Annotated in this window: 16 protein-coding genes and 3 pseudogenes; 8 read left to right on the top strand and 11 right to left on the bottom strand. The window is 47.6% G+C overall.

Annotation, left to right across the window (positions count from 1 at the left end):
• Positions 1 to 28: 28 nt before the first annotated feature.
• The 3 genes and pseudogenes from PRECH8_RS07145 to PRECH8_RS07135 all read left to right on the top strand — a co-directional run.
• The gene (locus PRECH8_RS07145) at positions 29 to 916 is read left to right on the top strand and encodes a hypothetical protein (RefSeq protein WP_200966419.1); all 888 of its coding nucleotides are present in this window, start codon (positions 29 to 31) and stop codon (positions 914 to 916) included.
• Between the two features lie 651 nt (positions 917 to 1567).
• A complete protein-coding gene (locus PRECH8_RS07140; RefSeq protein ID WP_200966418.1) occupies positions 1568 to 1939 on the top strand; it encodes a GntR family transcriptional regulator in 372 nt (123 codons plus the stop codon).
• Between the two features lie 15 nt (positions 1940 to 1954).
• Positions 1955 to 2143 (top strand): annotated as a pseudogene (locus tag PRECH8_RS07135) (ATP-binding cassette domain-containing protein); the annotation flags it as partial.
• A gap of 629 nt (positions 2144 to 2772) precedes the next feature.
• Here PRECH8_RS07135 and PRECH8_RS07125 read toward each other — a convergent pair.
• Entirely contained in the window at positions 2773 to 3282 is a 510-nt protein-coding gene (locus tag PRECH8_RS07125) for a type 1 glutamine amidotransferase domain-containing protein (protein ID WP_200966416.1), read from the bottom strand.
• A gap of 219 nt (positions 3283 to 3501) precedes the next feature.
• On the opposite strand from PRECH8_RS07125, the gene xerS reads away from it, so the two are divergent.
• Positions 3502 to 4590, top strand: a complete 1089-nt coding sequence (gene xerS / locus PRECH8_RS07120; protein WP_200966415.1) for a tyrosine recombinase XerS — start codon at positions 3502 to 3504, stop codon at positions 4588 to 4590.
• 232 nt (positions 4591 to 4822) lie between these two features.
• A complete protein-coding gene (locus PRECH8_RS07115) occupies positions 4823 to 5278 on the top strand; it encodes a hypothetical protein (RefSeq protein ID WP_200966414.1) in 456 nt (151 codons plus the stop codon).
• Between the two features lie 502 nt (positions 5279 to 5780).
• On the opposite strand, the gene PRECH8_RS07110 is transcribed toward PRECH8_RS07115, so the two are convergent.
• Complete coding sequence (locus PRECH8_RS07110) at positions 5781 to 6503, bottom strand: restriction endonuclease (protein ID WP_200966413.1); 723 nt, start codon at positions 6501 to 6503, stop codon at positions 5781 to 5783.
• A gap of 197 nt (positions 6504 to 6700) precedes the next feature.
• Between PRECH8_RS07110 and PRECH8_RS07105 the strand changes: the two genes are divergently transcribed.
• Positions 6701 to 6874: a hypothetical protein gene (locus PRECH8_RS07105; RefSeq protein WP_200966412.1), complete on the top strand. Its 174-nt coding sequence runs from the start codon at positions 6701 to 6703 to the stop codon at positions 6872 to 6874.
• Positions 6875 to 7227: 353 nt separating this feature from the next.
• On the opposite strand, the gene PRECH8_RS07100 is transcribed toward PRECH8_RS07105, so the two are convergent.
• The 8 genes and pseudogenes from PRECH8_RS07100 to PRECH8_RS07065 form a co-directional block, all read right to left on the bottom strand.
• Complete coding sequence (locus tag PRECH8_RS07100) at positions 7228 to 7692, bottom strand: substrate-binding domain-containing protein (protein ID WP_200966411.1); 465 nt, start codon at positions 7690 to 7692, stop codon at positions 7228 to 7230.
• 102 nt (positions 7693 to 7794) lie between these two features.
• Positions 7795 to 8432: pseudogene (locus PRECH8_RS07095) on the bottom strand (FecCD family ABC transporter permease).
• A gap of 264 nt (positions 8433 to 8696) precedes the next feature.
• Positions 8697 to 9311, bottom strand: a complete 615-nt coding sequence (locus PRECH8_RS07090; protein ID WP_207161779.1) for a hypothetical protein — start codon at positions 9309 to 9311, stop codon at positions 8697 to 8699.
• Positions 9304 to 10299: an ABC transporter ATP-binding protein gene (locus PRECH8_RS07085; protein ID WP_200966420.1), complete on the bottom strand. Its 996-nt coding sequence runs from the start codon at positions 10297 to 10299 to the stop codon at positions 9304 to 9306. The genes PRECH8_RS07090 and PRECH8_RS07085 overlap by 8 nt, the downstream gene beginning before the upstream one ends.
• 115 nt (positions 10300 to 10414) lie before the next feature.
• Positions 10415 to 11410 carry an ABC transporter ATP-binding protein gene (locus tag PRECH8_RS07080; protein ID WP_200966409.1) on the bottom strand — a complete coding sequence of 332 codons (996 nt, stop codon included), beginning with the start codon at positions 11408 to 11410 and terminating at the stop codon, positions 10415 to 10417.
• Entirely contained in the window at positions 11386 to 12351 is a 966-nt protein-coding gene (locus tag PRECH8_RS07075; RefSeq protein WP_200966408.1) for an ABC transporter permease, read from the bottom strand. Before PRECH8_RS07075 ends, PRECH8_RS07080 begins: the two co-directional genes overlap by 25 nt.
• Positions 12348 to 13319, bottom strand: a complete 972-nt coding sequence (locus PRECH8_RS07070; protein WP_200966407.1) for an ABC transporter permease — start codon at positions 13317 to 13319, stop codon at positions 12348 to 12350. Before PRECH8_RS07070 ends, PRECH8_RS07075 begins: the two co-directional genes overlap by 4 nt.
• A gap of 121 nt (positions 13320 to 13440) precedes the next feature.
• Complete coding sequence (locus PRECH8_RS07065) at positions 13441 to 15099, bottom strand: peptide-binding protein (RefSeq protein ID WP_200966406.1); 1659 nt, start codon at positions 15097 to 15099, stop codon at positions 13441 to 13443.
• Between the two features lie 351 nt (positions 15100 to 15450).
• Between PRECH8_RS07065 and PRECH8_RS07060 the strand changes: the two genes are divergently transcribed.
• Both PRECH8_RS07060 and PRECH8_RS07055 read left to right on the top strand, forming a co-directional pair.
• Positions 15451 to 16680, top strand: coding sequence for an endo-1,4-beta-xylanase (locus tag PRECH8_RS07060; RefSeq protein ID WP_200966405.1), 1230 nt, complete (start codon positions 15451 to 15453; stop codon positions 16678 to 16680).
• Positions 16681 to 16821: 141 nt separating this feature from the next.
• Positions 16822 to 19095: a glycoside hydrolase family 6 protein gene (locus PRECH8_RS07055; RefSeq protein WP_200966404.1), complete on the top strand. Its 2274-nt coding sequence runs from the start codon at positions 16822 to 16824 to the stop codon at positions 19093 to 19095.
• Between the two features lie 102 nt (positions 19096 to 19197).
• Here the strand turns inward: PRECH8_RS07055 and PRECH8_RS14700 are convergent.
• Positions 19198 to 19270: pseudogene (locus tag PRECH8_RS14700) on the bottom strand (group II intron maturase-specific domain-containing protein); the annotation flags it as partial.

Below are 19270 nucleotides of genomic sequence, written 5' to 3'. Positions count from 1 at the left end.
ACATTAATTCTTTGAGGGAGGAATGATGATGAATGACAATGATGTATTGTCCAAAGCGAAGGATTACATCTATCGAAATGCCCGCTTAATCGATCGCCGGAGGTATGAATATTGGTTCGAAGGCGGCTCCAAGGAGGCAGTCATCCAGGCTCTGGGTGCGTATCAAAATGAAGACGGCGGATTCGGACATGCCCTCGAACCGGATATTCGCTGTCCATACAGCCAACCTGTGCCGACGGAACTTGCCCTTGCCGTGATGTTGGAAGTACAGCATACGGATCTGGAGATGTTTCGAAGGCTGATCGATTACTTACGCAAGATCACCTTACCCGAGGGCGGTCTGCCATTCGTGCATAAGAATGTCATGGAATACCCGCATGCACCTTGGTGGAGCGCCGAACGCGATGATCTGCCGATGATGAACCCAACGGGCAATATCCTCGGCATGTTGTGGAAGCAGGCCTTTGATCCAGGCGTGACTGATGAAGACTGGTTCATCCGCTGTGTAGAATATGTCTGGCGAACGATGGATCAGGAAGGTCAGCCTACAGGATATCATGAAGGGATTCAGTGGGTTAACTTCCTTGTGAATACACCGGATCAGGAGCGGGCCAAACCATACTTGCAAAGGCTGGACGAGTGGCTGGCCCAGCCCGGCGTCATCGAGCTGGATGCCCATGCGGAAGGTTATGTGCAGAAAGTGCTGGACTGGGCACCGACGCCGGACAGCTATGCGCGCAAATTCGTCACCGATGATGTGCTCGAAGCCCATCTCGATGCCCTGGCAGAAGAACAGCAGGAAGACGGCGGCTGGCCAATCACTTGGCCGACGGTGAGTCCTTTCGTCGAATTGGAATGGCGCGGATACCTGACGGTAGAGAGGCTGAAGACGTTAAAAGCCTATGGAAGGATATAAGTTCAGTGATTATGAAGACGCTTTTGAACCTGCGCGTTTGCGGGTTTGGGGGGGGGTGATTCAATCAGCGCTTATTTACTTTGTCATATTCAAAAATTTTTCCTCATTTCTTTTCCATCTTAAATTTGCAAATATAAATCCAAGTATTTCGCAATATATGAACCACATTGCACATCTAGCATAAATGATCGTTCTTTTTTCTGATAAAATAATATCTCTATTCGGTGACAAAAGGATCTCCGTCATCGTAAAAACTGCAAACCAGATGAGAAAAATGAGCAGACCTATACCAAAACCTCTAGTAACAAGGTATTTAAACCTTCCTTTATCTCTTATTTTGGACCACTTGTCAATAAACGAATTGTTATGGACATTGGCACCCTTGTTCATCTTACATTCACCCTATCCACTTTATATTACTTACCACTATACACATAAATCGATAAAATTTCCACAATCTATCTTAAGAAGAGCCGTTAAGCCCGCTGTGCTGCTTCACTTGTAAGCGGAACAGGGAATTAGAAAGCTTCCCGTGATTATAAGACCCTGGGATCTTAATTTCAGGGTCTTTTTTGTTCTGCTATTGACTAGTGTGTTTATACCGTATATATTGTATATATACAGTATGTACGAGGTAGGGGAGACAAAGTTGTGAATATCATCATTTCGAATACTTCTGATGAGCCGATCTATCTGCAGATTGTCAACCAGATGAAGGAGCAGATCCTGAAAGGACAACTCACCGATTCACAGGCTCTCCCATCCATTCGAAATCTCGCCAAAGAGCTCAATATCAGCGTGATTACGACCAAACGAGCCTATGAGGAGCTGGAGAAAGAGGGGCTGATCGTCACCGTCGCCGGCAAAGGTTCTTACGTAGCACCTCTGAACCGCGAGATGCTTCGAGAGGCGAAGCTGAAGATGGTCGAGGATGCGTTGGCCGAAGCCGTTAGCACGGCCAAGATGGCCGGTCTATCCCTAGAAGAACTGAAGGAAATGTTAGAGCTGATCTATGAGGAGTGAGCAGAAATGACGAATATTTTAGAACTCATCAATGTGTCTAAGACATACCAAGACTTTTCGCTGCGAAATATTAACCTTGCTCTCAAGCCAGGTTATATCATGGGATTTATCGGGCCGAACGGAGCGGGGAAGAGCACAACCATCAAACTCATCATGGGATTGATCAAGAAAGACGCCGGCGAGATTAAGATCTTCGGAATGGATCAGGATTGATATCCTAAGTAACTCCGACTCAAATGTCCGATAATATATATTATGTAAACTAAAGTGTGGATTTGAAAAAGGAAATTTTGGAATGCTGTTGATTCGTTATTTAAGTTCATTCAGCACCGTTCTTTGCTGTATTCCAGCCTGTCTAATCATGAATCGCTGCTGCAACAAAATTCGGAATGAACGTTTTTTAATTTTCTGGCTCGATCTTTATTCATCAATAAAACTAAAACGTGCTCTGGTCGATTTCTGCATAATAAAGTCGTTTATTGCTGCCGTGATCTTTTAAGCAGCGTTGAGCTGATCTTAAACAGATTTAAATCCAGCCAATCAGTATCAACGATGAGATCGTATGTATGAAACGTGCCGTAGACGCGAAATTCGATTCTTGCTGTTTTTGTTTCAAAATGTATATCGTCAGAAATATCTTCTATTAATAGTTCTTCTTTGACCATATCGGCGATTCTTTCTATTATTCTAACATAATCTCCGGTATTTGCGATACATTCGCGATCGAAGTACCATCGTCATCGCCGGGATATTGAAAGGCTCGCGGGCCCGTTATATAATAAAAAATGAGGAAGGTGTTCTCAGCATGGAGAATGCCTTCCTCTTCTTGTCCTTTAATTCAGTTTGGCTAAGATTTCGCGAATAAACGCGGGTTCGTCATCGGGTGTGCGAGATGTAATAATATTCTCACTCACGACAACTTCTTCGTCGCGGTATTCAGCGCCCGCTAATTTCACGTCATCGCGAATTCCGATGTAGCAAGTGGCAGCTTTGCCTCTTAATACATCGGCACTAATCATAACTTGGGGGCCGTGGCAGATGCCGGCGATTAATTTGCCTTGATCATTGATTTCTTTAACGAAACGAACGATGTCATCGTTCACGCGCAATGCTTCTGGAGCGCTTCCGCCTGGGATTACTACGGCATCAAAGTCATCCGCTTTTGCCTCAGCAGCTCCCAGATCGGTTTTATAGGAGACGGTTCCTTTTTTGCCATCGCATTGTGCGCCTTTTTCAAGTCCGATAATAACTGCTTCATGTCCTGCTTCCTTTACAGCTTCGTATGGATTTTTCATTTCGGAGTCTTCAAATCCACTCGCTAGAAGAAATGCTACTTTGGCCAATTCGTAACCCCTCCTGATTCATTTAATCCAACATTAACTATAGAAAACCTTCAATCAAAAGTCAAAAATGTCACAGCTCAACGGAGCATCTTATGCACAAAATACGGTTTTTGTGAATAACGCTACAGATTAGCATTTCAACCTCACTTTACAAGAACATGCGTTCCCATTATAATAATTAATGACTTTAATTATTTGTTTAGTGAGGTGTTACATGCTTTGAATGTCATCAAGTCTCAGGATCTTAGATTGTTGGAACAACGCCTCCCTCTCTTCCCTTGGTATGTAGAGCAATATATCGAACATAAACTCGTCGACCTCTCCCCTTCTACGCTGCTTGAATATACGCGAGATTTTGAAACCTTCTTCAATTGGATGATGCACGAAGGACTTACTTCTGCCCCATCCATTAACCAGATTGAATTAATCGATTTGGAACGGCTTACGATTTCTAATATCGATAACTATAAACTGCATTTGCAGATCCGCCATCAGAACAGCGTCGCTACCCGTGAACGCAAACTGGCTTCCCTAAAATCGTTGTTTCATTATCTCAGCCAGATCGCAGAGGATGAGGACCACTATCCCCTGCTGAAGCGCAATGTGATGGCCAAGTTAAAGACGAGACGAATCACTGATCCGAAACTCATGGCCAATCGCCTGCAGGGCAAGATTCTTGAAGACGATGCGGAGATTCAGAGGTTTATTGATTTTGTTACCAGAGATTACAGGAAGGTCATCGCCGATAATCCGCAAGCTCTTCACTATTATGAACGAAATCGAATTCGTGACACGGCGATCGTATCCTTAATCCTCGCTTCGGGGATCAGGGTTTCTGAGGCAGTGAATCTGGATGTGGATGATATTGATCTAACGAAGAAAATTGCACATATATATAGGAAGGGATCCCACGATCCCGATATGAAGCAAAGCGTTTATTTCGCGGAGAGCGGCAAAGAAGCCCTGCAGCATTATCTTGAGATCCGCTCGATTCGCTATCCTCACAGCCGCCATGAGAAGGCTTTGTTCCTGGCGATCCCCCGCGGTTCTTCACAGGCGAAACGTATGTCGAAACGAGCGATTCAGCAGATGGTCACTAAGTATGCGCAAGCTTTTGGTAAACCGATGCTCTCCGTGCATAAGCTGCGCCATTCCTTTGCAACCAGTTACTATTTGAAAAATGATATCTACAAAACCCAGCGGCAGCTCGGTCACGCCAGCACCGATACAACCGAATTGTATGCGCAGCTCACAGACAAAACGATGGAAAAGGCGATCAACCGTCTGAATATTAAAGTCATACAATGACCTTGATTCGTGTTCCCCCTCTTCGCAAAGAAGCTGGGGGATTATTTATTTTGGTTTACATAAGATTTATTATGTTAATAATGTTTGTTTATATTCGTAAATAATGCTTGATCCTGTTATATTTCTTTGTATGTGCATGAATGGCTATCTTTACTATTTTGAATATGAATGATATCTTTATGATTAGCGTTTGTACTCAATAATTATGAAGTTGTAAAGGTGATGATACTTTATGAAGAAGATATTATTCTCGATGATCCTTCTTCTTATTCTTGCAGGCGGTGTTGTCCTTTTCTATCCGTCGAGTTTGACTGAAACTATTGGTATTGCTGATCTTCGTGCAGAAGATGTCGATCACATCCTCTTGACGGTTTATCCAACCTCAGGCAGAGAGTTTGTTTCGCATGATTTTACCAACCAGAACGACATAGAGAAAGTGATATCCGTTTTATCATCTTATACAAACAATAAAAAGGTTAGAAGGAGTTTTTTTCGTTTCGCGCCTACTAGTGAGTTACAGTACGGATATTATATTTTTTTTAAGTTTAAAGATGATGCTGATAAATCTGACATAGCATTTGATGTTTTCACTGGTAATCAGATAACAGTCAATGGAAAGCGATATGTTATCTATGGAGAAGGATTAAGTCCGAACATGTTAACGGATTTAATAGCGTTGATAAAGTAGCGATTGATATGTAATCTTTAGGGATTCGTACGCAACCTAAACTTTTTTACGGATGAGTCCCTTCTATTTCACTTTTGGTTCATCAATAAATTTGGCGCTTAGCCAGAATGAACCTGTGAGGATTCCTCCGACTCTAAGTTCCTTAGTAACAAGTTCGTGATCGATCACAACATCAATTTCGCCGCCCAGTGTCTTAATCAAAACCCACGTAAATTTATTTTTTGATTGTTCATTGAGAATCTCAGAAGTTTCGATAATTCTGCCGGTAAATATGGCCTCTGCTCTAGGAGAACTTCCCTCTCCAACATGAAATAGTCCTGAGGGTATAAAGGATTCCGCAGCGAATTTAAATTCGGTATCCTGAGAATGCAGAATAAATTGGAAATCCCAATGTTGTGTAATGGTTTGGCGTGTAGATTACTCCTTTACTATAGATCATATTTCAATATTAATTTACATAAGATTTATTATGTTAATTCAATAATTACATATTAATACTTGTTCAATTAATCGCCTTCGTATTTCTGCATTTTGGAAATGAACTGCATCCATAAAATTGTCCTCTGTGACTTTTCCTTATAACCATCTGGCTGCCGCATCGATCACAGATGATTGTTTCGGATTTATTCTCGTCAAGAACCTGTTTGGGAGTCACTGTATTCTGCGGATTTATTTCTAAAATCATTTCAATAAGTCTTTCTCTATTAATTAAGATGACACCGTTTGATTCAGCAAGGTTTCTTGCAGCTTCCGTGAAATCACTATTGGTCACTACCCATGCTTCGTCTGCACCATAATAAGCCTTTGAAGCAACTACCTCTTGAATGGCACTGATCCCAACATTCTTTGCATAACGCTTTGCTTGAACAACTATTTTTTTATTATCTTTTCTCAGTATAAGATCTGCGCCATAATCTCCTGCAGCTCTAGTAACCTCAACCTTATATCCCTGTGCTGAAAACAATAACTTTAAGTAATGTTCAAATTGGATGCCATCCATCTTGTCTATATCATGAATACCGGACCGCATTAATTTTTGTTCATCCCGATAACGGATCACGACAAATAACATAATTATTAATACAAAGGCAGCCGCAGCTGCTATGAATCCTCCAATTAAGGAATCAGTAAGACCGAAACCCGATATAAACGCTACTATTAATACTAAGCCCACTAATCCTTCAAAAAAGTCAAACTCATATTTCCTTCCACTTCTATTAGCCATTAAAATACACCTTCCGCTTGAATTTTACATAAATTTTCGATAACAACTCTAGATAATCCTCCCTTTATCTCTACATAATTCTTATTCTGATCAAGATTAACTTTCACTCATAAATTTTTTCCGTCATTGTGAATTAATTCACATACAAATATACTTCCTTTTGTTAATATAAAATCACCCAAAGGAGGTTGGAGACCATGGCTGTAAGAGAACAAGATGTCACGGAATTGATGCTTCGTCTATGCTATACTTGCGACGATGTGAACCGTTGTGACACAGAAGAGAAATGCATCGCTTGCTTTAATTCTTTCGTTGATCAAGACGAAGAAGATATCGATCTGCGCGAATCCTTTAGATTATACGCGCTGTAATGAAGCATTCAGCATCTCCAAATCATTAGCCAAGATCACCTCTCACCTCATGTCTAATATAGCCTCAACCCCAAGGCCTGCTGTAACTGTCCTTCCGATCGGATGGATCTCGAACAGCAGGCCTTGGGGTTTGATAATATATTCCTATTTTTTTACTTGATATTCATTTGGTTTCTACCGTTTTTAACAATCCCCATTGCTCTAGAACAATTCGTGACAGAGCCGTCATAAAGTCGTCGGCATCGTTTTTTCTGTTCAATCTCGTTAACCGCTTCCTGAATCGCTTGAATCCTGCTTAACGTCGCCTCGACCCGCTTAGCCGCTTCCTGTTCTTCCCCGATCACTTTGCCGATCTAGCGAATATTGGCTGCGATCTCATCGATCGTATTCCAAAGCTGAAAACTAATCAGCGGAATACCCGATTGCAGGAGGATCTGTTCTGCATCCATTTCCCCTTCATGCTGTTTCGTCAGCAAGATGAGATCGGGCTCATAAGCGAGAATCTTCTCCGGATCCCGCGAATCAGCGAATCTTAATTTGTTCGCTGCTTGCTCCCCTGCCTTCGATTGGAAGGCTAGGTGAACATTATCGATGGAATCCGCAACTGCGATTACCCTCGAAGGATCCGTCAACTCCAGCACGGCATCTGCAGTATCCAGTGAGATCGCAACGATGCGCTGCGGCTTGCTTGCCGCCTTTACTTGCCTCTGATCAAGATTGATGGTCACAGGGAAAACAGCATCTGATTCATCTGTTTCATCCGCTCGATCTGATGTTGCATGTTCCTGCTCGTTTACCTCTCCTTTCCCATTGATCATATCCTGGTCCTGGGTCGCAGTTGTGGATGAACATGCCGTCATCAGTATCAAGATAAGTACAAAAACAAAATCTACCGCGGCACGATTAAATAACCGCATCCACTATTCTCCTTCCTTCATCCTTACCAAAGATGCCAAGACCAGCAACATCCAGCGCAGTCGCTGCACATGGATACCGGCATTGTGCGCTTGATCATCACCTAACAACATCACGTTCAGCTCCTTGCCAAAAAGACAGATGAAGATCACAGCTGCAATGATCAGAGGAGCTGTCAGATGCACATGTTCCCAAGTTCTCGCTTCCAAACCGCCTTGCAGCCAGTAAACGATACTTCGCAGTTCCTGTTCATTCTTAGAACTGGCTACCATGATGCTGATCAATGCTGAAAGGAAGGAATTCGCACCTATACCGAGAAGCAGTAAAGTCGCGATACCTTTCTTGCCGCTTGCCCGAAGTATAGTGCACATACGGCCCCAAAGGCAGCACCGCTGGATACTCCGATGTATCCTGGCTCTACCAGTGGATTGCGGAACAATCCCTGCATCAGTGCACCAGCTGTACCCAGAGCAGCGCCGACGAGTACGCCGACCAATACTCGAGGCAGACGAACATCGGATACGATCAGCCTTTCCCTTTCTGTAAAGCTTGAATCCATCCCAATCGACATGCCGTCTAAGATGATCGACATCGTGTGTTGGAATGGAATACGGACGGGGCCGATCGAACAGGCAAAGATCATGACCGCCAACAACAGCAGCACGATGACTCCCCCGATGATGATCCGTGTCATCAACGACACATCCTTCATACGCCCTCCTTCTTTCTCACGATTCATAGTATTGCATTAATGCACAAATGTTTCCATTAGGAAACTTTTCATCTATCGTAATCCTTGTTCCTTATTCTGTCAATACATAACTTGGGCTGAATCGTAAAAGGAATACTGACGAAATAAGAAAAACACCCCTGCGTTCAGGGGTGTTCGCAGCATACGGATTGATCATCAATCCTTCGCAGAATCCGAATCTTGACTGACTTCGTGATTAGAGCTCATGATCTTCCTGTCCCGCCATCTAAGCAGCAGCCACAGGGCCCATGTCACGACGGCCACTCCGATGAAGAACGGCACGACTTTGGTCATGATCGCCTTGAGCGGATCTCTCGTCTTTACATTGAGAATCGGGATACCAATCTCCTCAAAATACCGATTAAACACTTCTGCTCTCTCTGGTTCAGTCATGACGATCTGGCCATTCATGACAGGAACATATCCATTTTCTCCGCCAAGTACATAATATTCCCCATCTTTATTATTGCTGCTTACAAATAGAATGACTTGTCCGCCCCTTCGTTGAATATGGGATAATTTCCCGCCTAATTCAGGGTCATAGACAACCTCAAATTTTTCTGGAACTTCGCCCTTAAATACCTGGATAACACGAAATGGTACTCTATATTTGGCTTTTGTGAAGTCAAAGGTACCTTGTGCGATGATGTCTGCTCTCTCGATGTTAACCTCAGGATCTGCTAAAACCCAAGAAATTGCATACACATCATGAATCACAGCATGGCTGATAACCAGCATCGCCATAAAGAACCATTTTATTTTCCTAACCATGGCTGACTCCTTTGTCCATCAAAGGATAATGACAAGCAACCTGCCGGCCGGCGACGACCTCGATAAGCTCCGGTGCTTCATGTTTGCATCGTTCCTGCACGAAGGGGCAGCGGGGATGGAACCGGCAACCCTTCGGCGGATTCGCCGGTGACGGCACATCGCCGCTCAGCACGATCCTCTCTCGACGCACATGCGGGTTCGGCACTGGATTCGCGGATAACAGCGCTGCTGTATAAGGATGCAGCGGGGAAGCGAACACATCATCGGACGAAGCGACTTCCACGATCTTGCCAAGATACATGACGCCGACCCGATCGGAGATATGGCGTACCACATGCAGTCCATGCGCGATGAACAGGATGGTTAATCCAAGCTCCTTCTGCAGTTTCATAAGCAAGTTGAGCACTTGCGATTGCACGGATACGTCGAGGGCCGACACCGCTTCATCCGCCAGGATGAACTGAGGATTCAGCGCGATCGCCCGGGCGATGCCGATGCGCTGCCGCTGCCCGCCGGAAAACTCATGGGGATAGCGGTAGCGGCGCGAAGGATCAAGACCGACCAGTTCCATCAGTTCAACGACTCTCTGATCGATCTCATTCCGCGTCATCCGCGTATGTACTTTCAATGGTTCACCGATGATATCCATCACGGGAAAGCGCGGGTTCAGCGAACCGAAGGGATCTTGGAAGATGATCTGCATCTGCTGACGCAGCTGGCGCAGCTCATTCTTATCCATGCTGAGGATGCTTCGATCGTTGAATAGAATGTCCCCTTCCGTTGGCTTCTGCAGACGCAGAATCACACGCCCCAGCGTCGACTTGCCGCAGCCTGACTCTCCGACCAAACCGAAGGTTTCGCCGCGGTAGATGTCAAGGCTGATATCGTCCACTGCTTTCACATGACCAACCGTGAGGCTGAAGAGACCTTTCTTAATGGGAAAATATTTCTTCACAGCTTTAAGTTTCAGAATCGGCTCCTGCCCCATCTCCTGATCCGTCTCTCGGTCCGGCTTTCTATTCGTCTTCATCTGATTATCGATATCCATCTCCATATTCAACAAGCTTCACCTCAGCTTCATCAGCTTATCCTGCCCTCAGCAGCTAGTTGTCCGCGGCCTTCGCCGCATGATCATGCAGCCAGCATGCTGTGCGGTGCGTGGTTCCAATGGAATAAATCTTCGGCTCCAGAGTCCGGCATGGCTCAAGGACATGCGGACAACGGGGATGGAAGCGGCAGCCGGAAGGCAGTTCACTTAGGCGGGGAATCGCCCCTTGGATCGTGTATAACTCAGCACCGCGTTCCGTCTCATACCCCGGGATCGAACTCAACAGCCCCTGCGTGTAGGGATGACTCGGATGATCGAAGATATCGTATACGGTGCCTTCTTCGACGATCGATCCGGCATACATCACTGCGATGCGGTCCGCCATCTCGCTGGCCACGCCCATGTCATGGGTGATCAAGATGATCGACATCCCAAGTTCCCGCTGCAGATTTCGCAGCAGATCCAGAATCTGTGCTTGCACCGTGACATCCAGCGCCGTTGTCGGCTCATCGGCGATGAGCAGATCGGGTTTGCAGGCAAGGGCTATGGCGATCACGATCCGTTGACACATACCGCCTGACAACTCATGCGGATATTGTTTGATCCTGATCTCCGGCGCAGGGATACCGACGAGCGTAAGCAGACGGAGGGCTTCTGCTTGTGCTTCCTGGCGGCTTAGTCCTTGATGGATGATCAGACTCTCCATGATCTGATCACCTACGGTGAATACCGGATTGAGCGCGGTCATCGGATCCTGGAAGATCATCGCGATCTTGTGACCGCGGATGCGTCTCATCTCCGCCTGGCTCATCGCCGTCAGATCTTCTCCTTTGAACATAATCCGACCGCCTAAGATCATGCCGCCCGAGTATTCCAGCAGACGCATGATCGCCAGAGAGGTAACGCTCTTGCCGCTGCCGGACTCTCCGACGATGCACAGCGTCTCTCCTCGATTTAATGTGAAGGACACACGGTCCGCCGCCTTGATCAGACCATCCTCTGTGAGGAAACCGGCTGTCAGATTGCTTACTTCAAGTAACGTTTCCGCCATTCCTTGACCCTCCTTGCAGGATTTTTACGTTTCTCCCGCGGATTCAGCGCTTGCTGCAGTCCGTCGCCGATGAAGTTCACCGCCAGTACAATGGTTAGGATGCATACTCCGGGATAGACGGCTTGCAGCGGATCCGTCAGCATGAACTCTTGGGCGTTGCTGAGCATAAGCCCCCAAGAGGTTTGCGGCGGCTGAATGCCAAGCCCCAGATAAGATAAGGCGGATTCGCTGAGGATCGCAGCGCCCACCATGAGCGTCGCATTGACGATGATCGGATGCAGCGAGTTGCGAAGCAAGTGGTTGAAGATGATGCTGAGATTCGATACGCCGATCGCCCGGGCGGCTTCTACATACTGCATCTCACGCAGCTGCAGGAAGCTCCCTCTTACCAGCCTCGCTACCCCCATCCATGACGTGAGGGAGAGAATCAAGATCATGTAGATGAATTTATCCCCGAACAATGCAAGGACGAGAATATTAAGGAACAGCGTAGGCAGCGAATACATCACATCAACGAAACGCATGAAGACAGTATCAACCCATCCGCCGAAATAACCGGAGAGCGCTCCGATGATCGTGCCGATGATAACCGTGGCCATCGCAACGGAGAAGCCGACGATCAGCGAGATCTGCCCGCTGTATAACAGCCGCGTGAAGATATCCCGGCCCAGTTCATCCGTTCCAAGCAGATGTCCTTCTGAGAAAGGAGGGAGATTCGTGCTTGAAAAATCGATCTTCGCCGGATCGTAAGGCGTGATCAGCGGCGCACAGAACGAGACGATGATAAACATCAGCAAGACGAACAGACTCACCATCGCATAGGGATTGCGAACAAACCTGCGCGCTGCGATCCGCCATGGACCGGGCGGCCTCCGCAATTTCTCGTCCTGCGTATTCGCCGGCGGTGATACAGATGGATTCGGACTGGCCATGGCATTCATCTCGCTTCCCCTCCTTTCCTGCCCAGCTGTACCCGCGGATCAACGATCGCATAGAAGATATCAGCCAGCAGGTTGCCCAGAATGACGAACACCGACGTGACGATCACGATCGCCATGAGCACCTGATATTCACGGGCATTCGCCATATCGACGAAGAGACGGCCCATGCCCGGCCAATTGAAAACTTTCTCCGTCAGCGCCGCACCTGAGACCAGCATCGGCAGGTCCAAACCCATGATCGTAACGATCGGAATCATCGCATTGCGCAGAGCATGACGGAAGATTACGCGCCGCTCCTTAACGCCTTTGGCTCGTGCGGTGCGGATATAATCCTGGTCCAGCACTTCCAACATGCTCGCTCGCGAGTACTTCACATAGGCTGCGAGGAAACCAAGGGACAGCACCATGACCGGCATGATCATATGCATGATCAAATCGCCGATCTGCCCTTCCCTGCCATACGTCCACATATCCGAGAGCGGCAGCCATCGCAGCTTCATCGCAAAGATCTGCTGCAAGATGATACCGAACCAGAAGGTCGGCATGGCAAACCCCAGATAGGAGATGAAGGAAGCCGTCTGATCGGACAGCCCGTATAATTTGGTGCTGTTATAGATTCCCCACGGCAGGGCGATGACAAGGGTTACGAGCCACGCCGCGATCATCAAGATAAGCGTATTGCCGATCGTCGGCCACAGGATGTCACCTACGGGAATGTTATTCTTGAAGGTTGTCCCGAGATCCCCTTGCAAGAGCTTCCCAACCCAGCGAAAGTATTGAATATGGATGGGGTCTTCCAGTCCGAGATTGCGCTTCTGGATCTCGAATGCTTCCGGGGAAATACCCGGAGCGATCATCACCTGAGTCGGCCCTCCCGGAGCCAGATGGATTAAAACAAAGGTTAACACCGTAACCAGGAATAACGTTACCAAAGCTTGCAGCGTCCTGCGGATCACATACTCAACCATCCTATCCCTCCCTGCATCAAAACGGCTTGAAAGAAAGAGAAGGGAAGGCGCCCCTCCCCGTCTCTTTCAGGACGCGTCCCCTTTCCATGTTTACATTGCTCAGAGAGCGGAATTTGTGCGGTTATTCCACCCACCATTTGATCGAATGGAAGAAGTAGCCTGTCTGCAGCGAAGGTTCGGGCGCATCTTCTTCTTCATAATGCACCCTTGGTCCGATGCCGATCGCATTTCCGTATCGGTACATAAAGACATATGGCAGATCCTGCGAGATGATCTCGCCGATCTTCGCGTACACTTCCTTGCGCTCGTTGATATCGGTTGTTGAATAACCTTCCACCCAGAGCTGATCGAGTTCTTCATTCTTATACCAACCCATGTTCTGGCCGTCCGGCGGGAAGTACTTGGAGGAGAAGATACTCTCTGAGTCAGGATCCGGATTGCTCAGCGACCATCCTAAGAGAACCGCTTGATACTTACCGGGAGTCAGGTTCTGCTCAACCCAAGCAGCAAAGTCGATTCCCCGCGGCTTCACGTCGATGCCTACATCCGCCAGGTTATTCTGAATGACCTGAGCGACCTGCTCGCGCCGGCTGTTGCCCGTGTTATATTGCAATTCGAAGGTGAACGGATGGCCGTCTTTCTCCAAGATGCCCGTAGCTTCATTCAACACCCAGCCGTCTTCTGCCAGCAGCTGCTTGGCCTTCTCAGGGTTATACTCGTATACTGTCGCCCGATTGCCTGGATCCGCCCAGCTTCCCGGCAAGAACGGCGTGTTCATCGGGACGCCTGTACCCTTCAAGACATTGTCGATCATCCCTTGGCGATCGATCGCATAAGCAATGGCTTGGCGTGATTTTTGCGTCGCAAAGGGATTGAACCCATTCGGGAAGTTTGATTCATCGAAGTTAAAGCTGATGAATTCATAACTCGGTCCCGGTTCCAGGATGAGGGTGATGTCCGGATTGCCTTTCACCGCATCATTGGAAGTAACCGGGATCGCGCTCACCAAGTCAACATCTCCCTTAAGAAGCGCCTGAACTTCTGTGTTCTGATCCGCATAGATCTTATAGATCACGGTCGCAATCTTTGGCTTGACCTCACCCCAATAGTCGGGATTGCGTTCGAAGACCAGCTGTTGGCCCTGCGTCCATTCCTTCCAGAGCCATGGGCCGCTTGTTACCGTAATCTCAGGGTCAGATCCATAGGAATGCGCTTTCAATTCTTTGACTGGAATATCTTTCAGGATATGAGCCGGTGCTGGTTCGAAGACCAGAGAATAGATGAACGGTGCATAAGTCGTAGAGAGTTTGATTTCTACCGTATGCTCATCAATTTTCTTCATCGATTCGATCTTATCGAATTGTGCGATCATCGGCGATCCGGTATCGGGATTCATGGCTGTCTCGATCGTGAAGATGATATCGTCAGCCGTGATCGGTGTACCGTCGCTCCACTTGGCGTAATCCTTTAACTTAACGGTATAAGTCAGTCCATCATCTGAGATAATCGGTTCTTCTGCAGCGATTGACCATGGTTCTGCTACCACGAGCCCTTCGCGATTCAGATCATACAGTTTTGCAAGGAGCCAATGAGCGGCATCGCTGGAAGCAGTGTCTTGCATGAATAACGGATTAATCGAGACGATATCTGAGAAGCTGGAGAAGGTGAACGTTCCTCCGTCCCCCTCATTCCCCCTGTTTGTCTGGCAAGCACTCAGCAGTCCTGTAAGTGCAAAGACAAAGATGAACATCAGCAGCCATTTTCGCTGAAAGACTTTCATCTAATCACTCCTTTTAATGATATTTCGAATATTAAGAAACCTTCTTCTGCAAACTTCTATAACTACACCCCCCTGTAAAGATAGACGAAATTTATTTACATTTTGACATACCTGAACTGGAACATGCTGTCGAAAACAGTCATAAATATGTAGACTTGTTGGACTTTTTTCAGACATTTTATATGAATTTTCAGAATATTTCAACATATTATTAACAATTGTCGCAGCAAATTGTCGTATATTGTCATATGCCACATATTGCATATATCAAATATAAAAACTCTGATACAATGATAAGGAAACGTTTACATCATCCGCAAAACCAGTACATACAGAATTGGAGGTCATACGATGGACAAATTAGCACATCGCAAAGCAACTACGACTCTTAGGATTCTTGATTCCGCTGGTCAGCCTATAGCAGGCAAGGAAGTATCGATCCGGCTTACAAATCACAAGTTCCTCTTCGGATGCGGCGCCTTCGATGCCATAGACGTCGCTAACCGGAATGTTCCAGAAGATCGTCTCGCCTTCCAAGAAGAGAAGATGAGGCTGTTCTTGGATGTCTTCAACGCAGCGACGCTCCCTTTCTATTGGGCAAGATTCGAACCGGAGCAAGGCAAACCGCAGACAGACGAACTCATGGCAGCTGCGAACTGGCTGCGCGAGCGCAACGTCGCCGTAAAAGGGCATCCTCTAGTATGGCATACGCTTACGGCTCCGTGGCTTCTTGATCTGAGCAACGAGGAAATCCTGCAAGCACAGCTTGCCCGCATCGAGCGAGATGTCACAGCTTTCAGAGGTGTCGTCGATACTTGGGATGTGATCAATGAGGTCGTAATCATGCCGATCTTCGATAAATATGATAACGGTATCACCAGGCTGTGCAAGGAACTCGGCCGTGTCCGCATGGTGAAAGAGATGTTCGCCAAAGCACGGGAATGCAACCCGGAAGCTACGCTGATCTTAAATGATTTTAATACCTCTATTAATTACGAAATTCTGATCGACGGCTGCCTGAACGCCGGCGTTTCCATCGATGTCATCGGCATCCAGTCCCATCAACATCAAGGCTATTGGGGACGTGAGAAATTGGAAGAAGTTTTGGAGCGATTCTCGCAGTTTGGACTGCCGATACATTTTACTGAGAATACCCTGACCTCCGGACATCTGATGCCGCCGGAGATCGTGGATTTGAACGACTACCAGATCGATGATTGGCCGACAACTCCGGAATATGAAGAACGGCAAGCGAGAGAAATCGAGGAGTTTTACACCATCCTCTTTGAACATCCTCTGGTGGAATCCATCGTCAACTGGAAGTTCAGCGATGACGGTGCTTGGCTTGGTGCCCCTGCCGGATTCGTGCGCAAGGATAACAGCCCAAAACCGTCCTATGAAGTAGTGAAGCGTTTGATCAAAGAAGAATGGTCAACCAATATCACCTGTGCTACCAATGATGATGGAACGGTCACCTTTGAAGGTTTTATGGGTGACTATGAGCTCAGCTTCGATGATTGTACCGTTGCTTTTAAGCTGGATAAAGACACGCCGACGCAGCAGAATTTGATCACCGGATAAAAAGAAATTCGCTCATCAACCCCCATAAAAACGCTTTCTTCGACGTATTAAAGAACAGACCCCAGAAATTGGAGGTGAAGGTTATCGAAGAAACACGATTATTTAACCCCATTAAATAAAAGATTGAGAGGAGTAAATGTTATGAGGTTTGCAGCTAAACGTGTATGGAAGAAGTGTGTAAAGACAGCTCTTTCCATCACCCTAACCGCTGGATTGCTCATTCCAATGCTCTCTGTTCAAGGTTTTGCACAGACGCAGCGCGTCGACAATCCCTTCGTCGGGGCAACGGCTTATATCAATCCGGATTATGCTGCGCTGGTCGATTCCTCCATCGCCCAGGTTTCTGATGCGACGCTGAAGGGCCAGATGGAGACCGTAAAGAAATATCCGACAGCGGTATGGATGGATCGGATCGCAGCTATCTACGGTACCGATACCCGCCGCAGCTTAATCGAGCATCTGGATACGGTACTGGAACAGAAGCAAGGGAACACACCGATCTACGCGATGTTCGTTGTTTACAATCTGCCCGGACGCGATTGCCATGCCCTCGCTTCCAACGGTGAACTTCCCTTAACACAAGAAGCTTTTGAAACTTATAAGCGGGATTATATCGACGTGATCGCCGATGCCTTCGCCAATCCGAAATATCGCGATATTCGCATCATCGCGATCATCGAACCTGACAGCCTGCCGAACCTGGTCACGAACCTCAGCACGCCCGCATGTGCAGCAGCGAAGTCTACGGGAATCTACGAAGAAGGCATCAAGTATGCCTTGAACAAATTCTATGAGATTCCGAACGTCTATTCCTATCTTGATATCGGACATTCCGGCTGGTTGGGCTGGGATGATAACCGTCAAGGCGCAGTCCAGCTTTACACGGAAGTCGTAAGAGATACCGTTGCCGGGTTTGACAGCATCGCCGGTTTTATCACCAACACAGCCAATACGACGCCGCTGATCGAGCCGAATCTCCCGAACCCTGATCTTAACATCAACGGAATGCCCATTCGCTCTGCCAGTTTCTACGAATGGAACAGCTATTTTGATGAAGCAAGCTTCACAGCCAGATTGTATGCTGATTTTGTAGCAGCCGGCTGGCCCAGCGATATCGGTTTCTTAATTGATACGTCGCGCAACGGCTGGGGCGGTCCGAATCGTCCGACCTCTGCCAGCGGCAGCACTGTAGATGCTTATGTGGACTCCGGCCGCGTCGATCGCCGCAGCCATCGCGGCAACTGGTGCAACAGCAGCGGTGCGGGAATCGGTATGCTTCCTACCGTGGCTCCTGCCGGTTATCCGCATGTGGATGCCTTCGTCTGGGTGAAACCGCCCGGTGAGTCCGACGGTTCCAGCTCTGAGATTCCAAACGATGAGGGTAAAGGCTTCGACCGGATGTGCGATCCAACCTATACGAATGCTGCAGGCACACCGACGGATGCCCTGCCGAATGCACCGATCTCCGGTCACTGGTTCCATGATCAATTCGTCATGCTTGTGCAGAACTCTTATCCTGTCCTGCCTGTAAGCGATCCTTCTGATCCTGGTACACCGGGCGGTCCTGGTGAACCGGGAGAACCCGGAGAGCCTGGAGAACATCCGGATGACGATGTGATCCCTCCTGCTCCAGAAGAAGTTGAAGCTTATATCGGTCTTACTTGGAAGCATTCACAGGGAGCGGTAAGCTATAACATCAAGCGGGCTGAGAATGTAGATGGTCCTTACATCAACCTGGCGACAGGTGTAACAACCAATAGTTATATCGATCAGAACGTAGTCAGCGGCAGGACTTATTACTATGCCATCACCGCTGTCAACAGCGTCGGCGAGAGCGAGCGTTCCATCATCATCGAAGCTACGGTGAACACCATCGTTCCCGATCCCAGCGAACCCGGGACTGATCCGGATCCAGGACAACCGGGCGAACCGGGAGGACCTGGTGAAGAACCCGATCCAGGCCAGCCGGGACCGCAGCCTTCGGGTGATCTCGTCGTCCAATACCTGGCTGGAGATACGAACCCATATGACAATCAGATCAAGCCTTACTTCAACATCGTAAACAACGGTTCCTCCAGCGTACAGCTCAGCGATCTCACCTTGCGTTATTACTTTACAAAAGACGGCTCGCAATCCGTAAGCGCATGGATCGACTGGGCACAGATCGGCAGCAGCAATATTCTGACGACCTTTACAGATTCGTATGTCGAACTGTCCTTTACGAGCGGCGCAGGCACACTCGCAGCCGGCAGCCAGACAGGAGATATTCAGTTGCGGATTAGCAAGAGCGACTGGTCTAACTTTGATGAGACCGATGACTACTCTTTCGATCCCACCAAAACTTCCTATACCGATTGGGAGAGAATCACGCTGTATCAGAACGGTACACTGGTATGGGGTATAGAACCTCATTAAATCCTATGATCGAGTAGGAGGGAGCGGCTAGCCCTCGTCCTCTCACACCACCTAGCATGCGGGTCCGCACTAGGCGGTTCCAAAAGGTTGACAAAGTTCCAATTAACGAGAAAGCATACTTTTCAGCCCTTTCGCTTCCCAATAGGAGGTTGGAAGGGCATTATTTGTGTTTCGA

Source organism: Insulibacter thermoxylanivorax, from assembly GCF_015472005.1.
In the GTDB taxonomy this organism is placed as follows: domain Bacteria; phylum Bacillota; class Bacilli; order Paenibacillales; family DA-C8; genus Insulibacter; species Insulibacter thermoxylanivorax.
This window is presented reverse-complemented; position numbering and strand designations above follow the sequence as displayed.

Excerpts from the sequence above, each read along its gene's own strand:
- PRECH8_RS07145 (WP_200966419.1), top strand. The coding sequence starts at position 29 with ATGAATGACAATGATGTATTGTCCAAAGCGAAGGATTACATCTATCGA.
- PRECH8_RS07115 (WP_200966414.1), top strand. The coding sequence starts at position 4,823 with ATGAAGAAGATATTATTCTCGATGATCCTTCTTCTTATTCTTGCAGGC.
- PRECH8_RS07110 (WP_200966413.1), bottom strand. The coding sequence starts at position 6,503 with ATGGCTAATAGAAGTGGAAGGAAATATGAGTTTGACTTTTTTGAAGGA.
- PRECH8_RS07105 (WP_200966412.1), top strand. The coding sequence starts at position 6,701 with ATGGCTGTAAGAGAACAAGATGTCACGGAATTGATGCTTCGTCTATGC.
- PRECH8_RS07100 (WP_200966411.1), bottom strand. The coding sequence starts at position 7,692 with ATGATCAATGGGAAAGGAGAGGTAAACGAGCAGGAACATGCAACATCA.
- PRECH8_RS07090 (WP_207161779.1), bottom strand. The coding sequence starts at position 9,311 with ATGGTTAGGAAAATAAAATGGTTCTTTATGGCGATGCTGGTTATCAGC.
- PRECH8_RS07085 (WP_200966420.1), bottom strand. The coding sequence starts at position 10,299 with ATGGGGCAGGAGCCGATTCTGAAACTTAAAGCTGTGAAGAAATATTTT.
- PRECH8_RS07080 (WP_200966409.1), bottom strand. The coding sequence starts at position 11,410 with ATGGCGGAAACGTTACTTGAAGTAAGCAATCTGACAGCCGGTTTCCTC.
- PRECH8_RS07075 (WP_200966408.1), bottom strand. The coding sequence starts at position 12,351 with ATGAATGCCATGGCCAGTCCGAATCCATCTGTATCACCGCCGGCGAAT.
- PRECH8_RS07070 (WP_200966407.1), bottom strand. The coding sequence starts at position 13,319 with ATGGTTGAGTATGTGATCCGCAGGACGCTGCAAGCTTTGGTAACGTTA.
- PRECH8_RS07065 (WP_200966406.1), bottom strand. The coding sequence starts at position 15,099 with ATGAAAGTCTTTCAGCGAAAATGGCTGCTGATGTTCATCTTTGTCTTT.
- PRECH8_RS07060 (WP_200966405.1), top strand. The coding sequence starts at position 15,451 with ATGGACAAATTAGCACATCGCAAAGCAACTACGACTCTTAGGATTCTT.
- PRECH8_RS07055 (WP_200966404.1), top strand. The coding sequence starts at position 16,822 with ATGAGGTTTGCAGCTAAACGTGTATGGAAGAAGTGTGTAAAGACAGCT.